General features: G+C 29.6%; 20 protein-coding genes and 1 tRNA gene. All 21 read left to right on the forward strand.

What is annotated here, in order from left to right; genetic code table 11:
* Positions 1-320: 320 nt before the first annotated feature.
* The 21 genes from RMO53_RS03055 to RMO53_RS03155 all read left to right on the forward strand — a co-directional run bounded on the left by RMO53_RS03055 (position 321) and on the right by RMO53_RS03155 (position 17,612).
* Positions 321-395 (forward strand) — tRNA-Val (locus tag RMO53_RS03055).
* A 272-nt stretch (positions 396-667) separates the two neighbouring features.
* On the forward strand, positions 668-1,906 hold the full coding sequence (locus RMO53_RS03060; protein WP_310377935.1) for a site-specific integrase: 1,239 nt from the start codon (positions 668-670) through the stop codon (positions 1,904-1,906).
* 230 nt (positions 1,907-2,136) lie between these two features.
* Positions 2,137-2,718, forward strand: coding sequence for a Crp/Fnr family transcriptional regulator (locus tag RMO53_RS03065; RefSeq protein WP_310377936.1), 582 nt, complete (start codon positions 2,137-2,139; stop codon positions 2,716-2,718).
* An 87-nt stretch (positions 2,719-2,805) separates the two neighbouring features.
* Positions 2,806-3,444, forward strand: a complete 639-nt coding sequence (locus tag RMO53_RS03070; RefSeq protein ID WP_310377938.1) for a hypothetical protein — start codon at positions 2,806-2,808, stop codon at positions 3,442-3,444.
* Positions 3,445-3,497: 53 nt separating this feature from the next.
* Complete coding sequence (locus tag RMO53_RS03075) at positions 3,498-4,589, forward strand: serine hydrolase domain-containing protein (protein WP_310377940.1); 1,092 nt, start codon at positions 3,498-3,500, stop codon at positions 4,587-4,589.
* A 10-nt stretch (positions 4,590-4,599) separates the two neighbouring features.
* Positions 4,600-5,334: a hypothetical protein gene (locus RMO53_RS03080; protein ID WP_310377942.1), complete on the forward strand. Its 735-nt coding sequence runs from the start codon at positions 4,600-4,602 to the stop codon at positions 5,332-5,334.
* Between the two features lie 311 nt (positions 5,335-5,645).
* Entirely contained in the window at positions 5,646-6,380 is a 735-nt protein-coding gene (locus tag RMO53_RS03085; RefSeq protein WP_310377944.1) for a hypothetical protein, read from the forward strand.
* 50 nt (positions 6,381-6,430) lie between these two features.
* Positions 6,431-6,961 carry a sigma-70 family RNA polymerase sigma factor gene (locus tag RMO53_RS03090; RefSeq protein WP_310377946.1) on the forward strand — a complete coding sequence of 177 codons (531 nt, stop codon included), beginning with the start codon at positions 6,431-6,433 and terminating at the stop codon, positions 6,959-6,961.
* Between the two features lie 162 nt (positions 6,962-7,123).
* Positions 7,124-7,696: a type 1 periplasmic binding fold superfamily protein gene (locus tag RMO53_RS03095; RefSeq protein WP_310377947.1), complete on the forward strand. Its 573-nt coding sequence runs from the start codon at positions 7,124-7,126 to the stop codon at positions 7,694-7,696.
* An 87-nt stretch (positions 7,697-7,783) separates the two neighbouring features.
* Complete coding sequence (locus RMO53_RS03100; protein ID WP_310377950.1) at positions 7,784-9,211, forward strand: outer membrane beta-barrel protein; 1,428 nt, start codon at positions 7,784-7,786, stop codon at positions 9,209-9,211.
* A gap of 406 nt (positions 9,212-9,617) precedes the next feature.
* A complete protein-coding gene (locus RMO53_RS03105) occupies positions 9,618-10,619 on the forward strand; it encodes a YCF48-related protein (protein WP_310377952.1) in 1,002 nt (333 codons plus the stop codon).
* Positions 10,620-10,635: 16 nt separating this feature from the next.
* Positions 10,636-11,943: a hypothetical protein gene (locus tag RMO53_RS03110; RefSeq protein WP_310377954.1), complete on the forward strand. Its 1,308-nt coding sequence runs from the start codon at positions 10,636-10,638 to the stop codon at positions 11,941-11,943.
* Positions 11,944-12,081: 138 nt separating this feature from the next.
* A complete protein-coding gene (locus tag RMO53_RS03115; protein WP_310377956.1) occupies positions 12,082-12,447 on the forward strand; it encodes a hypothetical protein in 366 nt (121 codons plus the stop codon).
* Positions 12,448-12,474: 27 nt separating this feature from the next.
* Positions 12,475-13,080 (forward strand): carboxypeptidase-like regulatory domain-containing protein, encoded by a 606-nt coding sequence (locus tag RMO53_RS03120; protein ID WP_310377958.1) that lies wholly within the window; start codon positions 12,475-12,477, stop codon positions 13,078-13,080.
* A 130-nt stretch (positions 13,081-13,210) separates the two neighbouring features.
* Positions 13,211-13,768, forward strand: a complete 558-nt coding sequence (locus RMO53_RS03125) for a hypothetical protein (RefSeq protein WP_310377960.1) — start codon at positions 13,211-13,213, stop codon at positions 13,766-13,768.
* A gap of 78 nt (positions 13,769-13,846) precedes the next feature.
* Entirely contained in the window at positions 13,847-14,230 is a 384-nt protein-coding gene (locus RMO53_RS03130) for a DoxX family protein (RefSeq protein WP_310377962.1), read from the forward strand.
* Positions 14,231-14,245: 15 nt separating this feature from the next.
* On the forward strand, positions 14,246-14,611 hold the full coding sequence (locus RMO53_RS03135; RefSeq protein ID WP_310377964.1) for a nuclear transport factor 2 family protein: 366 nt from the start codon (positions 14,246-14,248) through the stop codon (positions 14,609-14,611).
* 90 nt (positions 14,612-14,701) lie between these two features.
* Positions 14,702-15,502 (forward strand): CPBP family intramembrane glutamic endopeptidase, encoded by an 801-nt coding sequence (locus tag RMO53_RS03140; RefSeq protein WP_310377966.1) that lies wholly within the window; start codon positions 14,702-14,704, stop codon positions 15,500-15,502.
* A 37-nt stretch (positions 15,503-15,539) separates the two neighbouring features.
* Entirely contained in the window at positions 15,540-16,043 is a 504-nt protein-coding gene (locus RMO53_RS03145; RefSeq protein ID WP_310377968.1) for an outer membrane beta-barrel protein, read from the forward strand.
* A 9-nt stretch (positions 16,044-16,052) separates the two neighbouring features.
* Positions 16,053-16,502 carry a hypothetical protein gene (locus RMO53_RS03150; RefSeq protein ID WP_310377970.1) on the forward strand — a complete coding sequence of 150 codons (450 nt, stop codon included), beginning with the start codon at positions 16,053-16,055 and terminating at the stop codon, positions 16,500-16,502.
* Positions 16,503-16,580: 78 nt separating this feature from the next.
* A complete protein-coding gene (locus tag RMO53_RS03155; RefSeq protein ID WP_310377972.1) occupies positions 16,581-17,612 on the forward strand; it encodes a trypsin-like peptidase domain-containing protein in 1,032 nt (343 codons plus the stop codon).
* Positions 17,613-17,641: the final 29 nt, after the last annotated feature.

The raw sequence follows: 17,641 nt of genomic DNA on the forward strand, positions 1-17,641 counted from the left end.
AAAATTTCCAACGGTGGTTTCCTGCATATTCAAATATAACCGTTGCTTTTTGTAGTGAAGTTGCAGTAATTTTTGATTTTGGTAAATCGTTTTCTTTGAATCTGGCCATTACTTTTTGTTTATTATGCAAATGTAAGACTATAACGAATCATTACAAAAAAATAAGAGAGTTTGATTTTTATTGTAAAGCCTTATGAGTGAGAGTAAAAGATAAAAGGGATAATTTTTTATTTATTTATTTTAAAATTATGCTTGTAAATCCCAATTCTAGCCTTATATTTGCAGTCGCAATACGGTAATGAAAATAGCTTTATTGTTTAGGGCGATTAGCTCAGCTGGTTCAGAGCACCTCGTTTACACCGAGGGGGTCGGGGGTTCGAACCCCTCATCGCCCACAAGTATTACTACAATTAGTTTCAAAACCCTTTAAATCGTATGATTTAAAGGGTTTTTTCTTTTTCCTTACAATCAAATTATTCATTAATGCGTGAACTGAAAGGGATAAAATCGGTTACCCTAAACTATCCGAAATTAGGGTAACCGATTTTTATCTCAACCTAGCATTCACAAGGCATTACAACCAGTTCAACGACTAGTTTAAAAATTGTACATCTTGTGTGTTAGTCTTATTAGAATTAAATTCAATAACAACTAAAAGGTTACCACTATGAAAACAAAAATCACCTTACATTTTTATGCTAAAAGGACAAAAGCTAATGCAGCAGGACAACTCCCAATTTATGTGCGTTTAACCGTTGACGGAAAACGATTAGAGTTCAGCACCAAGAAGTTTGTCGAAAACTCCAAATGGTCCTCCGAACTATCTAAAATGAAAGGTACAACCGAAGAAGCACGTTCAATAAATAGTTACCTTGATTTGATGAAAACGAAAGTTTTTAATGCACAAATGGAATTAATGCACCGAAACGAGAACTTAACGATTGAAAATTTCAAAGAAAAACTATTAGGAACCGAACAACGACAACGAATGTTAATCCCAATCTTCCAAGACCACAACAACAAAATCAAAGAATTGGTAGGCAAAGAATATGCACCAGGAACATTAGAACGGTATAAAACATCATTAAGCCATACTGTTGAGTTCCTGCAATGGAAATTCAAAGTTTCGGATATAGAAATAAATAAAATAGATCACGCTTTTGTTACCGATTATGAATTTTGGTTAAGAAGCGTTCGGAACTGTGCCAATAATACGGCAGTAAAGTATATTAAAAATTTTAGTAAAATAATTAAACTTTGCTTGGCCAATGATTGGTTAGACAAAAATCCATTTGCAAATTACAAATCGAAAGTTAAAGAAGTAGAACGTGTTTATTTATCCGAAGAAGAGATTCAACGAATTATAGAAAAAGATTTCAAAACTGAAAGATTGTCTTTGGTTCGTGATATCTTTCTTTTCAGCTGCTTTACTGGCTTGGCATACATTGATGTAAAAAACTTAACCAAGGCACATATAAGCATCGGTATTGATGGCGAGAAATGGATATTTACCCACAGACAGAAAACAGAATCTGCTTCCAAAATCCCAATCCTTCCGGTAACACAAATGATTATTGATAAATATGCTGACCACCCCAAAAGCAATAATGAAGACAGACTTTTGCCAATATTGACAAACCAGAAAATGAATGCCTATCTCAAAGAAATAGCAGCAGTTTGCGAGATTGAAAAAGATTTAACCTTTCATATTGCTCGACATACTTTTGCAACAACTGTAACGCTTACAAATGGTGTTCCGATTGAAAGTGTAAGTAAAATGTTAGGTCATAAAAATTTGAGAACTACCCAACATTATGCAAAAGTTTTAGATAAAAAAGTAAGTGAGGATATGAAAATATTAAGGGATAAGTTTTCATCAACAATAAACATTAGTATTGCAAAATAATCAATATTAAAATTATTTTAAGAATACAAATAACATCAAATTATAGCATTTAAAATTTAAAAGATTATTTTTGAAGTCAATTATCAATAAAAACAATTAAATTATAAATTTTAACCAATCTTCATTTAATAAATACATCAAAAGAGTAACCAATTTTAACCTTTTGAATATCTTAATGATTTAAGTTTAAAATTAATTTTCTAATTTTCTTAGATTGTTAAAAAAATATTATGACTGAAAAAATAGTTTTAAAAGAGATCTTAACATCAATTTCCTTTTTATCCGAAAAATCTTTTATAGAAATCTTGGAAATAATTGAAATTGATAATTATAAAAAAGGCGATATTTTTATTCAAAAAAATAAAGTGGATAAATGTGAATATATCATTTTAGAGGGAATTTGTAAAAGTTTTTTAATCAACCCCGAAGGAAATGAAATAACATTGTCTTTTTTTAAAAATAAATCGGTTATCTCTCCATATACAACAAGAATAAAAAAAGGAGTCTCTATTCTCAATTTTAGAGCATTGACAGATTTAAAAATTGTAAAGATGAATGCACACCTTTTTGAAAAGTTGATAATTGAGAATATTGAAGTTCGAGATTTTGCCAATTCTGTTTTAAGAAATGAACTGGTAATGAAGATTAATAAGGAAATTGGTTTTGCTTCATTAACTGCTAAAGAACGATTAAATGAATTTAGAGAGCAGTTTATTGAATTAGAAAATTTAATTCCACATACTGACATTGCAACCTATTTAGGAATAACAAATGTATCATTAAGTCGTTTGAGACGGGAGCTTTTAAAATAAATTCACTTCTTATCAAATGATAACGGTTTGAAATTTTTGTTGTTGGAGATTTGTACTTTCAAATAGTCAGAACTAAATTTTCAAACAATGATAAAACACCAATTATTTTACACTACATTTTTATTCCTGATTTTCACCTTTTCTATTAGCGCACAAGTACAAAAAAGTTTAAAACTTTATGCCATTGTTGGTGGTCAAGTAAATAAATTCAATTCTCAATTCAACACTAATCTACCTTCTCAAATAAGTTCCTTTTCGTTAGGTGCTGGTAGCGGTTATTATTTTAATAGACTAAATATTGGAACCGAGTTTTATTTTTCAAATGGAACAAATTCAAACTCAAATTTCAAGGTTGATTATTCTGGAATGAATACTTCTTTATTTATTGGCTACAACATTCTTAAAAATAAGAAACTGTTACTTGAACCAGCATTAGGCTTTAGTTTTCTAAATAACAAGAGTATTATTAGCAATAAAACTTCATTTCAGAATCAATATTATTCTAATAATCAACTGGGATTAACGCCGTCTTTATCAATTTCAAAAATTAATAGTTCTGGTATTTTTTATGGGCTAAAAGTGGGATATAATTTTTCATTTAATGCAAATTCATATTGGAAAGATGAAAATGTTGAGGCAAACTCAATGTTAAATGATAATGTAGGATCGTTTTTCATTCAGTTTACAACGGGAAGTTTTCTTAATCTAAGTAAAAAAAAAAGTTGATTGAAACTGAAAAGTCACTTATAAGCGAAAATAAAATAGATAAATCACCCTCAATGCAGTACTATTTATTTAATCAAAATAAGATAATAACAGAGATTCATAATGGTTATGCAAATATTGAAAAACAAATAAAAGCAGATAGTACAACAACTTATAATGCTTTTTCAATTACAAAAACCTTTACAGCATTATCAATTCTACAACTAGAGGAAAAAGGATTATTAGACATAAATAAACCAATTATAAATTACTTGCCAGATTTTGAATATGGAAATGAAATCACTATTAAACAAATTTTAAACCATTCAGCAGGAATTCCGAATCCAATTCCATTAGATTGGATTCATTTAGCAAACGAACATCAAATATTTAATAGAAATAGTTTTTTTGCAGATATATTTTCAAAAAACAATAAAACAAAATCAAAACCAAACGACAAATACTCTTATTCAAACCTTGGATATGTTATTCTTGGACAATTGATTGAAAAAATAACAGGATTGACGTATGAACAATATGTAATCGAAAATAGCATTGATAAACTTTCTTTAGAAAAAAATGATTTAACTTTTGAGATAATGGACGCTAACAAGCACGCTACAGGATACCATAAGAAAATGACATTTTCAAATTTTATTTTAGGATTTTTTATAAATAAATCGAAGATTATGAATAAGACCAGAGGTAAATGGAAATCCTTTAATAATTTTTATGTGAATGGTGCTTCTTATGGAGGATTAATTGGAACGCCAACAGCATTTGTAAAGTATGTTCAAGAGTTTTTGAAGGAGGATAGTCCAATTATTTCAAAAGATGTAAAAAGGGTTTTGTTTCAAGAAAATAATAATAACAAAAATAAAAAAACAAGAATGTGCCTTTCTTGGTTTACTAGCGAATTAAATGGTCAAAAATATTATGCACATGCTGGCGGCGGCGGTGGCTATTATTGTGAAATTAGAATTTATCCAGATTTAAAATTAGGAAGTGTAGTTTTCTTTAACCGTTCAGGCTTATCAGACGAACACTATTTAGATAAATTAGACAAAACCTACATAGAACTAAACTTTCACGCAACCATTTCATACTTTTTGCATCCTTTAAGAAGCAACTTTTGTTTCACTTCATTATATAATCTAACTCGCTAAAACTATTGTTATGAAAAAATTAATCGCAAAAATTATTATTTTATCTGGTTTTTATCTTAATGGATATAGCCAAGAAGAAAGGAAGAAAGATTTCGGAAGACGCATCAATGATGTTTCATTGAAGAACGATAAGGTCGATATAAACAATCGCTTTTTAAGATTCGATGTCAATCCTGTTGTAAAAAATTATAGGGACATAAAAGGCTCCCCTTATATTTTTGATACCTTTATTCTTGGCAAAATTATAGGAATTAATCAAGAATTGATGCTACGTTACAATGCTTTTTCAGACGAAATCGAAATTCAAAAAAATGAAACCGAAAACGACGCACTACTAAAAGACAATCTATTTGATGTTGTTTTGATAAATTTTGAAAAATACAAATTAAGACTTTTAAACTATATCAATTCAAAAGGAGAAGCTGTTTACGGTTATTTGGTTGAGTTGTCCAATCAAAACGAAGTATCATTATTACGAAGAGATAAAATAATTCTTGAAAATGAAAAAGTGCCGAAAACAACATTTGAGCCCTATTATCCTGCAAAATTCACTAAATTAAAAAGCGAATTTTACATAGAAACGAAAGACAAAAGAATTATACAAATGCCCAAAAACAAAAAAGAACTTGAAACACTCTTTCCAATGAAAAAAGAAGAAATCACTAATCACCTCAAAAACAGCTCGTTTTCTTTAAAAGATGAAAAAAGCTTAATTGAAATAAGTAAATTTATCGCTAAACTTTAAATTTCTTAATTAAGCATATTTACAGATGAAAATTTCAACAAAAACAACCAGATATTAATACCGACTTCCTCTACATATGAGTTTTCGGTTTAATTAAAATGCTTGTTGATTTTTTTAATTAGTTTGTAACCTAAAGCTTTGAATTATTTATTGCGTAGCATTTGTAATATTATTATAAACAAGGAAATAGAAAAGAAAGCTGACAAAGAATATAAGCCATTAAATAAAAATTTTGATTTTTTTCGATCGTTCACGCAACCTTTTCACAATTCCAACATCTTTTAAATAAAACGAACTTTAAATATATTTTTATGAAAAATTTAGTATTGTGTTTAGGAATGGTATTTTCCTTTATTGCCTCAAGTTGTAGCCTTGACAATCGGTCCTCAAATGAAGAGCCCCAAATTAATTCGAGTTGGATTCTAAAAAACACTTCGGGAGGAATTACTGGAATTAACGACAATTTTAATACTCGAGATGTTATGTGGGATTTCAACGAATCGAATCATACTCTAAAAGTTACAAAAAATGTAAATACAACCGGATCAGGAATACCCGCAGGAACATATTCTTATTCCATAAAAAAGGACGGTAAAACCTCTACATTAGAAATCAAACAATTGAATGTTATTTATGCAAGATTAACCTATGCATTTCTAAACGAAAATGGAGTCGTTTTCAAAGATGATGCTTTAGCTGATGGTTTTCAATACACCTTTGTGGAAAATTATTGTGAGGATATTATTTGTGCCTTGGAAGCTAGACCTGGATTAAATGTATTTGTAAAATTAGGAAACTCGAGTACGTCAACTACCGATGGAGTTACAGTCGTGGCAACAAGTGGTAATTATAAAGAAACATTAATGCCAATTCCATTCCCAGACAATAATCCGACTTTCGCTGGTGCACATGAAAAAGAAGCAACATACATTTTAACGGTTTCAAAATCGGGTTATAAAACATACACTTCAAGTCCAATTACAGTTACTGGCGACTGTTGTCACGTGATGACAGAAACCATAAATGTCTTTTTGCAACCCAACTAGTTTTAAAAAACCATTACCAAATTATTAAACATTCTAAAAACCATAACCATTTGAGTACAGAACAACTCATAAACGGATGCAAAAAGAACGATTTAAAAGCCCAAGAACAGTTGTATAGAGAGTTTTCTCCAAGATTGTTTTCGGTTTGCTTAAAGTATTCACGCAACTATGCTGAAGCTCAAGATAATCTACAAGATGGTTTTCTATTGATTTTTGATAAAATTAAGCAATATGCTTTCAGAGGATCTTTTGAGGGTTGGATGAAGAAAGTGCTAATAAATCACATTCTTCAACAATATAGAAAAGAAACTTTTTTGAGTTTGGTTGAAGATAACATTATAGAAGATATAGAAATTGAAAATGATTATATATCCATTGAATATTTAATGAAAATCATTCAGGAATTACCGGACAGATACCGTTTAGTGTTCAATTTGAATGTTATAGATGGCTATTCACATCAAGAAATAGCTTCAATGTTAAAAATAAACATTGGCACTTCAAAGTCAAATTTGCATAGAGCAAGAATGATTTTGAAAATTAAAATAGAAGGCAACACAGATAATTTTAAAATTATTTAAAAGTAAAAAAACAAATGGTTTACTATTTTAAGTTCAAAATATTTTAAACACAAAAGCAGGGATGACTACCTTAACAGTCAATGTCTTTTTGGTAGACAAAACAGATAGAAACTTATAATTCAATTAAAATTAATAATAAAAACAAATTTAAAACAAAAAAAAATGAAAAATTTAAAAATTACAGCATTAGCATTAGTATCCTTTTTAGCATTAACATCTTGTGACAAAGACGACGATAAACCAGTAAATGTATTGGAGTCGATAACAACTATTACAGCAATTTATACACCTGTTGGTGGAGGAACTGCGATTACACTAAACTCCAAAGATTTAGATGGTGCTGGACCAAATGCTCCGGTTGTTACCGTTTCAGGAAATTTTGCATTAAGCAAAACCTATAATGGTGTTGTAACATTCAAAAATGAAGCAGCAAATCCTGTCAAAGACATTACTCCAGAGATCATTACAGAAGGAAAAGAACATCAATTGTTTTATCAAAAAACAGGGACTTTAGCCTCATTTACATATGGAACAGCTACAACTAATCTGGATTCTAACGGAAAGCCTGTAGGCTTACAAAGTGTTTTTGTAACAACAACAGCTGCTACAGGAACCCTTAAAATAACTTTAAAACATAAACCAAACAAATCAGCTACAGGAGTTTCCGCAGGCGATATTACAAATGCTGCTGGAACTTCGGATATTGAAGCAACATTTAATGTTGTGGTTCAATAATCTACTTTTAGAATTACATAAAAAGAGGCAGCCTCAAAGCTAGTTGAGGCTCCTCTTTGATTTAATTTTCACGAAACTTGATTAATAATGAGCGAAAGAAAAAACATTGACAAACTTTTTCAAGAAAAACTTAAAAACTTTGAATCAATTCCACCTCAAGAGGTGTGGGACAATATCAAAATAGAGTTAGAGAAAAAAAAGAAAAGAAGGATGATACCTCTATGGTGGAAACTCTCTGGTATTGCTGCCTCATTAATTTTAGGCTTATGGATTTCAAATACTCTACTTTTTGACAACCCAAATAATAAAATAATTCGACAAGAAGAAAGTAAACTTACTGAAGATTCAAAAATTAAAACCTCATCTTCTGACAACCAATTTAAAAGCAAAGAAATAGTAGTAGTCAGTGATTCTTCAAACAGTAAAAAAAGTTTAATAAACCAACCAAACACATCAATAATCTTTAAAAATGGCAAGGCTGATGCCATTGTTTCATCAGATAAAAAAGTAAAAAATAATATAGGGTTACTCAAACCAAATTCAGGGCAAACTTTAAGAGAAAAATCTAATGCAAATAGTTTCAGCTTCACTAAAACCTATGGTTTAAATCTTGAAAATATAGTCGTTAATAATAACATTCAGGATAAAGAAAAAACAGCAGAAAACATTAAGCTTACAAATCAGACTAATGCAAATAGTTTGTTGCTTTCAGGTAATAATAAAAATAAATTGACTTTGGAAGAAAACAAAAAAACAACAGCAATTGCTAATTCTCAACCCAATGAATTAGAAGAATTATTGAAAGAAAAAGAGAAAAAAACAATCAAGCAACAAAAGCTTAACCGTTGGCAAATAAACACAAATATTGCTCCTGTTTTTTATAATTCTCTGGCAGATGGATCCTCTCTAGACCCACAATTTGAATCTAATGAAAAAGAATATAAAACAAGCCAAAGTTTTGGAGTAGGAATAAATTATGCTTTAAACAAAAAAGTAAAATTAAGAACAGGATTAAACACTGTTTCTGTAAATTATAACACAAATGATGTCCAGCTTAATACTACGATTACAGGTGGTGTAAGGCTGTCTTTACAAGGTTCTTCAGTTGATTTAGGTATTTTAAACAATTTTGACCCTGGTACAAATTCATTCGCTACGGGAGTCTTAAACCAAAAAATGGGATATATTGAATTGCCTCTTGAACTCTCCTATAAAGTTTTAAACAAAAGGTTTGGCATTGAACTAATTGGCGGAATGAGTACTTTATTTTTAACACAGAATGCCATTTCTATGGGATTGCAACAAGAAAGAATCAATGTTGGTAGAGCTAATAATTTGAACGATGTTCATTTTAGCGGAAATGTTGGTTTGGGCCTAAAATATGATATTTTAAAACAGCTAGATTTTAGAGTTGAACCAGTGTTTAAATACCAAATCAATACTTTCAATTCTCGTGACACAAACTCTAAACCTTACATTTTCGGTATATATTCTGGAATTGGGTATAGCTTTTAGTGAATTGTTATAAAACAACATACTGAATTTGACTTTTTAGAATTAGATTTTTTTCTTAACTAAAGTTAATGAATTTTAGTTATGGCATTTCGCAACTTTACACAAATAATTAGTATCAACTTACAAGGAAGTACTTTTTACAGTTGGCGATTGCTGATTTTTGCTAAAACAACACACCAAACTACATCAATAATGAAAATATAATTAGTAGGTATAGATGCTTTAGTCGCACTAGTTAGTAAATGATTTTATTGAAATTACTTTTAACTAAGATAGTTAAAGAAACAATCTTAAATATTGATTTATCAACTTTAACAAGCGGAAATTAAATAATAAAATTGTTTCTTATAACACGAACACCTCTTTCAAAATTAATAAAGTAAAGCAACTTAAAAAACAAATAACAATGAAAACAAAAACTTTTTACGCAATACTCATTTTATTTATTATTTATTCCTGTAATAATGATAATAATGCGCTGGATGTTGAACCCATTCCCGATTTAATATTAAATAATTTAATTGAATTAAACTCAAACATACCTCAAGATTTCTATAACGATTTAACTTTTACCAATGAAAATACAGGGTATGCCATTTCTAGATTAGGAAAAATAGTTAAAACAACTGATGGTGGCTCAACTTGGACTTCGTTAAACTCAACGGTTAATTTCTACTTGAAGAAAATACAATTTGTTAATACAGATATTGGATATGTAATTGGCGGAGACAATACTGGAAGCTATCTTCTAAAAACCATAAATTCAGGACAGTCTTGGAGTGTAATTAATTTAAATAGTATCGAAAAAGGTTTTCCAACTGGATTGTATTTCAAAAATGTAAATGAAGGCTATATCACAGGAAATAATTTATTTATAAAAACTATCGATGGTGGTGAAAATTGGTCAAATGTATTACAAAGGCAATCAAATGATAACTTTATCGATGTCAAATTCAAAGATAACAATTACGGAATTGCCACTACAAATACAAATAATAATTATTACAAAACAACAAATGGTGGTGCAAGCTGGCAATCAATTGAGCTAATTAACCAAAATAATTTAACTCAAATTTATTTTAGTTCTGGTAAAACATTTATTAAAAGTGGGAATCAATTAGTTGATATTGATGGAGGTCGTTCAATTACTTTGCCAAATCCTGTGAGCAAAGTACAATTCTTAAATGCTACAAAATGTATTGGTATTGGTCAACATTATGAGACTGGTTTTTTTCCTTACGGTGATATTTTATTGACAAATAATAACTGGACAACTTTCATACAAAAAAGCTATCAATTTTCAAGTGAAGCAGGAGATTTTACTGCTATTGCTAAAATGAATAACCATAAAACAATGATATTAGGAACTGGGCAATTATATTCAAAAGTCATTACACTTACTTATTAAGCAAATTATTAATGATATGAGAAAAATAATCTTAATTGCATTAATGCAAATCGTTGCTTTTTGTAGTTTGGCACAAACTAAAATTCTACCAGGTGATCCATCAATCAATAAATCTTTATTGAAATCGAGTACTACTATTATGGATTATTCCAGTTCTCAAAATGGTTCACCTTTAACTTTGGTAGGAAATTACAAAATAGAAGTTGCCTATGATAACCAAACTCTAGATGTTAAAACAACTTTTTCTTTCAAAAACAAAGATAATCCTTGGACCGACCATTTTGTAGCCAATGGAAACACCTTCAAACCAATTAGTGTAGTATCACAAAGAAGTACTCGAAACCTTAATTTGAATTTCGCTAAAGAAATATCTGGCTCAATACAAGACCATTATAGTGGAATGAAAACTACAATCAAAGAAAAGTCGAAGACCGATTTTTTTGACATATCTATTTATCCATTCATTTTACCAGCACTTCCTTTAGCAGAAGGCTACAAAGCAACTATTCCTGTGTTTGATTACGAAGCAATAGATATGAATAAAAGGTTTTGTAATGTGTTAATAAGTGGTGTCTATGTAGATGAACATCGTTCTAATTTTTCAGGAATGCATAAAGTGTGGCGTGTCGAAGTCTATGAGGAAGGCTCTCAACAAACTTTACGGTATTTTATTGACCAAAAAACGGGTAAACTTTGGAAACTTTATTTTGGAGCTCCTGACGGAATTATTGTTGAATTAAAGAATAACGAAAGTGATTATAATCCACTAAAAAGTAAGTTTGATAAAGAAGCAGCTTTGAAATTGATAACACAAGGAAAGTCCATTATAAAAGGACAAGCATTTGCAAAAGACAATAAAAATGGAGGTGCGTTACAAGGAATGGCAGTACTTAATTTGAATAAAAAACAAGTTGCTGCTCAAGGAACAAAAATTGTTTTAACACCATACACCGCTTATTTTAAAGAATGGAATAAAACAAATGAAGCCAATTATAAAAAAATCATACCACCATTACCATTACCCGAAGGCGCTGAGGAATGCTTCATAGAAACCACAATTTATGATGATGAAGGGCATTTTGAATTTAAAAATCTAATGCCTGGGGATTATTTGATAACAACAGTTTTTGAGTACGAACATTCTGCAACATCAACATCAGTAGTTGGTTACACAGATTATTATACAAATGGTATTTACCAAGGTTCTAATGAAATAACCAATTCTCAAAACTTTATTGCAGATGTAAAAGCAAAAATAAAAAAAATAGTGACTGTCAAAAATGATGGAGAAGTTGTAGAAATTAAATTAAAGAAGACGCTTTAAAAAGAGTACTATCAAAATGTACTAATTATGCTTAACTATATAATTAGGTGAAATCCTATCAATAGATAAACTACGATCGTCAGTCTTATCAAGAGTATATCAACTTGATATAAATAAGAAAACTGTAAATATAAATCTATGAACGAATTAAAAAAATATTTGACGATCAACAGCATTTTTTCAGCTATAACTGGTTTAGCAATGCTGCTCTTTTATACACATTTAAATAAGTTTTTCAATCTAAACAATGATTATGTTTTTCCTTTCATTGGTTCAAATTTACTGATGTTTTCAATATTTGTTTGGTATATTTTTAGCAAGCAATTGGCAAATAAATTGTTGGTGTCAATAATTACAATTTTGGACTGGCTTTGGGTTTTTGGTAGTTTTACTATTGTACTCTTCGATCTATTTGATTTGTCTAAAAACGGCAAAGTCATAACGATTATTGTAGCAGTTTGGATTGCGTTTTTGGCTTATAATCAATTCAAGAATAACAGATAATAATTTAAATAATTACAAATTTTAATCATGAAAAATAAAAAAAACATAACCTTAATACTAGTACTTTCTTTCTTTCTAATAAAATGTAGCCCACTTTCAAATGCTGATAGGTTGGCAAATAAAAATGAGCAAGTTATTTTATATCCAGATTCACCTTTTAACGTTGAAAAAACCAAAAGTCAAATAGCAAAAGGGAAATCTACAATTCGGGGCATTTTATATCAAAAAGTCAATAAAATGCAATTAGCTGGTGGCAAAACATTTGGAAAAAACATAAAAGTTACGCTTTTTCCGGTAAACGAATATTTTATGGAATGGTATAATTTAAGAGAAAAAAAAGAAACTAAAACTACTACTGTTTATATGTCAAATGATGCTTTTTCACTTCGGATTGAGGTTACAACCGATGAATACGGAAGATTCACTTTTAGCGAAATGAAACCAGGAAAATATTTTTTGCAAGCCTTTATGAAAACAACAAGTAATTACAAACGAGATGTAGAGGTTGGTACAAATTCTTACGGTACAGTATTTTATCAAAAACAACATCAACGAGTTATAAACAACCATCGAGTTGAACAGTTTATCGATATTGAAGAAGATGGAAAAACAGTAGAAATAAATTTAAAATAAATAAAATTAAAAAATATACTATAAACTCAAATACTAATTTAAACATAAAACCATCGAAAATTCAACTTAAAATTCTTTCAGCATAAAAAAATTAAAACACAAATTTCAATTAATATTAAAAATAATCAAAATGAAAAATTCAATTTTAAAATCAGCAATAACAGTATTTATTTTTGCAATAATGTCATCTTGCAGCAGCAGTAGCGATGATAACGGTAGCAATCCAAACCCAACACCAACGCCGACAGCCGAAAACTCTTGGAGTTTGAATGCTTATAAATTTTCTAGACGAGTATCCAGTCAAGAATTAGCAACAACCATTGGCGGAAAGACTTATACGCTTGTAATTGTAGATTCAAATATTTCTACAAACAATAACAATTTTAAAAGTTGCCAGACTGTTTTTAATTTTAACACCCATCTTGCAGGAGTTTACACAGTGAAATCAAAAAATACTGTGGTTGCAAGCGAATTGAATTATATTTATTTTGAATGTACGGTATATGATCTCGCTGGAAAAGGCGCAATCTATTCATCAATAGATTCAAATGTTACGGTTACAGTTACTAAAGTTGATGGCAAACTTGTTGTAACAGCACCAAATGAAATAGTGTTAACAAAAACCTTAAATGATGGTTTAGAAAACGCGCCAGCAACAATAGTTTTTAAATGCGAAAGATTGCGGTAATTTTATTTCAAAATAATCACTTTCTTGAAGTAAAAATTAAAATAAGTAAGATGAGTTAAATCTTAATAAACTATAAAAATGAAAAAAAATCTCACTTTTCTTCGAATCGCACTAATAGTAATTTTTTTAGTGCACAGTTTAGCTGGAATGTTCAACAACGGCATCAATGATTTTGGAAATTTATATTTGAATCAAGTCGGATTTGCACCACTTGGAGTTCCGTTGGCTTGGTTTATAAAACTGTCACATATTGCATTAGTATTTTCACTTATTACTAACAAATATCTAAAATTCACATTTCTTGTTACCATTCTGATTTTATTTGCTGGTATTTTTATGATTCACATCAAAGAAGGCTGGTTTGTAGTTGGTGGCGGACGAAATGGTGTAGAGTTTAACTTTCTACTCATTTTATGTTTATTGAATATTTTATATCCAAAAGAATTTTTTATGTCAAAATAATTAATTTTAAAAAAAATGACACAACAGCAACAAATAATCGACTGTGAGCAACAACTTTTAAAAGCAGCAAAAAGTTGCGATATTAAAGTGCTTGATGAACTTTTACACGACGATTTACTTTTTAACAATCCAACTGGACAAACGATAAGCAAACAAATTTATATTGAAAAATATAGACCTAGCAATATGTCAATTTCAAAAATTTTACCATCAGAACAAATCATTAAAATCATTGATGACGTTGCAATAGTAACCGTAACAATATATTTAAAAGCAAAATATGCAGACCAAATTATCGACGGAAATTTTAAATATTTAAGAGTATGGAAATTATTTGATAAATCTTGGAAAGTAATCTCAGGAAGTGGGTTTTCAATTTGATTTTTAGATAAAAAAATAAAAATTTTAATGCAACCATTTAGAAAATTTTTGCGTCTAATAAATAGATATAACAATTTAAAAACTTAAAAAATGACTAAGCAAACCAAAACAATGGTAATTACTTATCTAGCATTTGGAATTTATTTTCTTTTAGACGAAATTTATTTCAAAGATTTAAGAAATACATTAAATCAAGTTATTAATAATGGTGGAGTAAGTCACATAATTGCTTATTTAATTTCAGGAATTCCTATTTATTTGGGTGCAGTTTTAATACATAATAGAAAAGAATTCGCAAACGGTTTTGGGTTATCAGGCTCAATTTTGAAAGGAATTTATGTGCCATTACTATTCACATTACCTATGTTTATAGGTTTTGCAATAATATTTAAATTCAATTCTGAAATAAATTTAGAGGAATTTTTAATAAAAGTAGTTGCCGCTGCATTTTTTGAAGAATTATTTTTTCGCAGTTTCCTTTTTGGCCAAGTATTCAGATTTACCAAAATTGGGTTTATTCCTTCTGTTTTATTCGGTGCATTATTATTTGGTTTCATTCATTTGTATCAAAGCCAAGAATTTTACGAATCCATAGGGATTTTTGCAATAACTTTCTTAGGAGGAATTCTTTTTTCTTGGGTATATGCCGAATGGAATTACAATATCTGGGTTCCTGTTTTCCTTCATTTATTTATGAATCTTTCGGCGATGATGTTTTCCGCTACCGAAAACGCTTTGGGCGGAATTTATTTCAATGTATTTAGAACCATTACGGTTCTTCTAGTGATTCTTGGAACAATTTTTTACAAAAAAAATAAAAATAGTAAGCTTGAAGTTCATAGGCAAAATTTATGGATAAAAAATAGCCTTAATAAATCAATTAAACTTTAACAATTTAAAATCAACAATAACTCACAACTAAATTAAAATGAAACAATCAAAACTATTAATTATCTGCCTTACAATTTTTTCTATGAACTTGAGTGCTCAAATCAAAAAAGGAACAAATCTAGCTGATTTGGGTATTGGACTATCTTCTTACGGCACTCCTTTTCATTTTGCCTACGAACATTTGGTAACCAATGAAATAGGTATTGGAGTAGCTTTAAATTACACTTCCTACAAAGATACTGGCTATCTAAATGACTACAAATGGTCATTCATTTATGGAGGTATCAAGGGAAATTATCACTTCAATGAACTATTAAATCTTAACTCAAAATTTGATGTTTACGGAGGCCTAACATTAGGCTACTGGAAAGCTTCTCTAAGCAATGACAATATCACATCTAATACGAGCTACGGGAATTCAGCTTTTATTACAGGACAAGTTGGCGCAAGATATTTCTTCAATGATAAATTTAGTGCTTTATTAGAAGCTGGTGGTGGAAACATATCCGGATTAACTGCAGGTGTGTCTTTAAAATTTTAAACAAAAAATATGAAAACAAAAATTTTTACAATTACAGTAATTATTATGATGTTAAATTCTTGTTCAAAAGATAATCATTATCCTCCCCCAAATCCTAATTTAAGATATTTCAAGTTTAGCAGTTGCGACCATACAACATATTGGCAAAACACTTTTTTTATTGCTGCTACTAGCGACCCAATAGTAATAAAACAATGTTTAGACGAACTAATCCTACCTGTAAATTCGAGAACACTATTCCCTTTGGGAATTATAAAACAAGGAAATGGCGGTTATAACAATAATGGGGCTCATAATTTTAATTGGCATTATGTTGATGCTTCTTGGGAATTAGTAGAAGTAGGAATAGAAATATATGATGGATGTGCCTACAGTGAAGCCGAGCTCGATAATTATGCAAATACAATTGGTAGATATGGTGGTTGGAACAATAGAATTGTTGGAGAAATTTATCCTTAAAGTAAATCAATTCAAAAAACATCTTCTTATACCTTCTTGAATTCAACTAATAAATTCAACTTTTTAAAACCAATAACTATGAAAAACACAATAAATTTAATTTGGATGTTTTTAACTACTATGTTTATTGCAATTGGTTGTGCAAAGGATAGTTCCGTTCCTACACCCAATCCTCCTAAAGGAATTGTTGAAACCAATTTGATTAAACTTGAAGATGCTTTAAATCATTCTAGTACCGATTTCGTAAACCTGATAAATAAAGTTAGAGGTAGTGTAGGCACTAATGGTGCTGGAAGCAAAGTTATTTGGAGCAAAAAAAATGATTATAATTTAGGGCTATTTGTTTCTGCAAATCACGTATACGGAATAAGCTCTTGGACTTCTCTTAATGAAGAATTTATTGATATAGTTGCGATTAATAATGGTATTTTTCTGGGCTCGAAAATACCTAAAACAAATGGAAATATAAGTTTATCAAATGAATGGAATGCAAATTTTGGTCTTTATCATCCGCAAATACCATCAATTGCAACGAATACAACTATATTCCCAAAAGATGATTTTTATTTGGGCATAATAGACAACCAACGGATTATTGATAACGGTTTAGGCAATTATCCAAATTTTGTTCAAACTTCGACTCCTCTGCAAATGTATGACCCAAACAACAAAACACTGGCTACTCAAACTTGGGCGATTACAAACACTAATGAAGTTGTTTTTGCGATAGGTTATCCACAGGATAAAGCCAAATATCCAAATGGGGCAGTTTCAACTGGTAAAGTCTATTCCGATTCAGAGGCCGAAAGTATCATTCAATCTTTAAAACTTAAAGGAAATGTTGAAGGGGATATTCCATACAATCCACAAGTAGAATTTTTAGCTAATATAGATGCTATTGCTGGTATGAGTGGCGGAGGTGCATTTAATGCTGATGGACAATTACTTGGAATTATGGTAAGAGCCACAGAATTGAATGGTAAACCAGTTTTAAGAGTGGTTAGAATTACTTATATTAAACAAAAACTTAATACCTTTTATAATGCACTATCAATATCTAATAAAAACAAAATTAAGCCATTTATTAGTGGTGAACTGAATAGAAATTAACAATCGACGCATTAGTATGGAATCCATTT

The organism is Flavobacterium sp., from assembly GCF_031409475.1.
In the GTDB taxonomy this organism is placed as follows: Bacteria; Bacteroidota; Bacteroidia; order Flavobacteriales; family Flavobacteriaceae; genus Flavobacterium.

What these genes read in the sequence shown, in the direction of transcription:
- RMO53_RS03140 (WP_310377966.1), top strand. Translation starts at nt 14,702, where the DNA reads ATGACTAAGCAAACCAAAACAATGGTAATTACTTATCTAGCATTTGGA.
- RMO53_RS03070 (WP_310377938.1), top strand. Translation starts at nt 2,806, where the DNA reads ATGATAAAACACCAATTATTTTACACTACATTTTTATTCCTGATTTTC.
- RMO53_RS03155 (WP_310377972.1), top strand. Translation starts at nt 16,581, where the DNA reads ATGAAAAACACAATAAATTTAATTTGGATGTTTTTAACTACTATGTTT.
- RMO53_RS03135 (WP_310377964.1), top strand. Translation starts at nt 14,246, where the DNA reads ATGACACAACAGCAACAAATAATCGACTGTGAGCAACAACTTTTAAAA.
- RMO53_RS03085 (WP_310377944.1), top strand. Translation starts at nt 5,646, where the DNA reads ATGAAAAATTTAGTATTGTGTTTAGGAATGGTATTTTCCTTTATTGCC.
- RMO53_RS03125 (WP_310377960.1), top strand. Translation starts at nt 13,211, where the DNA reads ATGAAAAATTCAATTTTAAAATCAGCAATAACAGTATTTATTTTTGCA.
- RMO53_RS03120 (WP_310377958.1), top strand. Translation starts at nt 12,475, where the DNA reads ATGAAAAATAAAAAAAACATAACCTTAATACTAGTACTTTCTTTCTTT.
- RMO53_RS03105 (WP_310377952.1), top strand. Translation starts at nt 9,618, where the DNA reads ATGAAAACAAAAACTTTTTACGCAATACTCATTTTATTTATTATTTAT.
- RMO53_RS03110 (WP_310377954.1), top strand. Translation starts at nt 10,636, where the DNA reads ATGAGAAAAATAATCTTAATTGCATTAATGCAAATCGTTGCTTTTTGT.
- RMO53_RS03115 (WP_310377956.1), top strand. Translation starts at nt 12,082, where the DNA reads ATGAACGAATTAAAAAAATATTTGACGATCAACAGCATTTTTTCAGCT.
- RMO53_RS03060 (WP_310377935.1), top strand. Translation starts at nt 668, where the DNA reads ATGAAAACAAAAATCACCTTACATTTTTATGCTAAAAGGACAAAAGCT.
- RMO53_RS03065 (WP_310377936.1), top strand. Translation starts at nt 2,137, where the DNA reads ATGACTGAAAAAATAGTTTTAAAAGAGATCTTAACATCAATTTCCTTT.
- RMO53_RS03100 (WP_310377950.1), top strand. Translation starts at nt 7,784, where the DNA reads ATGAGCGAAAGAAAAAACATTGACAAACTTTTTCAAGAAAAACTTAAA.
- RMO53_RS03080 (WP_310377942.1), top strand. Translation starts at nt 4,600, where the DNA reads ATGAAAAAATTAATCGCAAAAATTATTATTTTATCTGGTTTTTATCTT.
- RMO53_RS03145 (WP_310377968.1), top strand. Translation starts at nt 15,540, where the DNA reads ATGAAACAATCAAAACTATTAATTATCTGCCTTACAATTTTTTCTATG.
- RMO53_RS03150 (WP_310377970.1), top strand. Translation starts at nt 16,053, where the DNA reads ATGAAAACAAAAATTTTTACAATTACAGTAATTATTATGATGTTAAAT.
- RMO53_RS03130 (WP_310377962.1), top strand. Translation starts at nt 13,847, where the DNA reads ATGAAAAAAAATCTCACTTTTCTTCGAATCGCACTAATAGTAATTTTT.
- RMO53_RS03075 (WP_310377940.1), top strand. Translation starts at nt 3,498, where the DNA reads ATGCAGTACTATTTATTTAATCAAAATAAGATAATAACAGAGATTCAT.
- RMO53_RS03095 (WP_310377947.1), top strand. Translation starts at nt 7,124, where the DNA reads ATGAAAAATTTAAAAATTACAGCATTAGCATTAGTATCCTTTTTAGCA.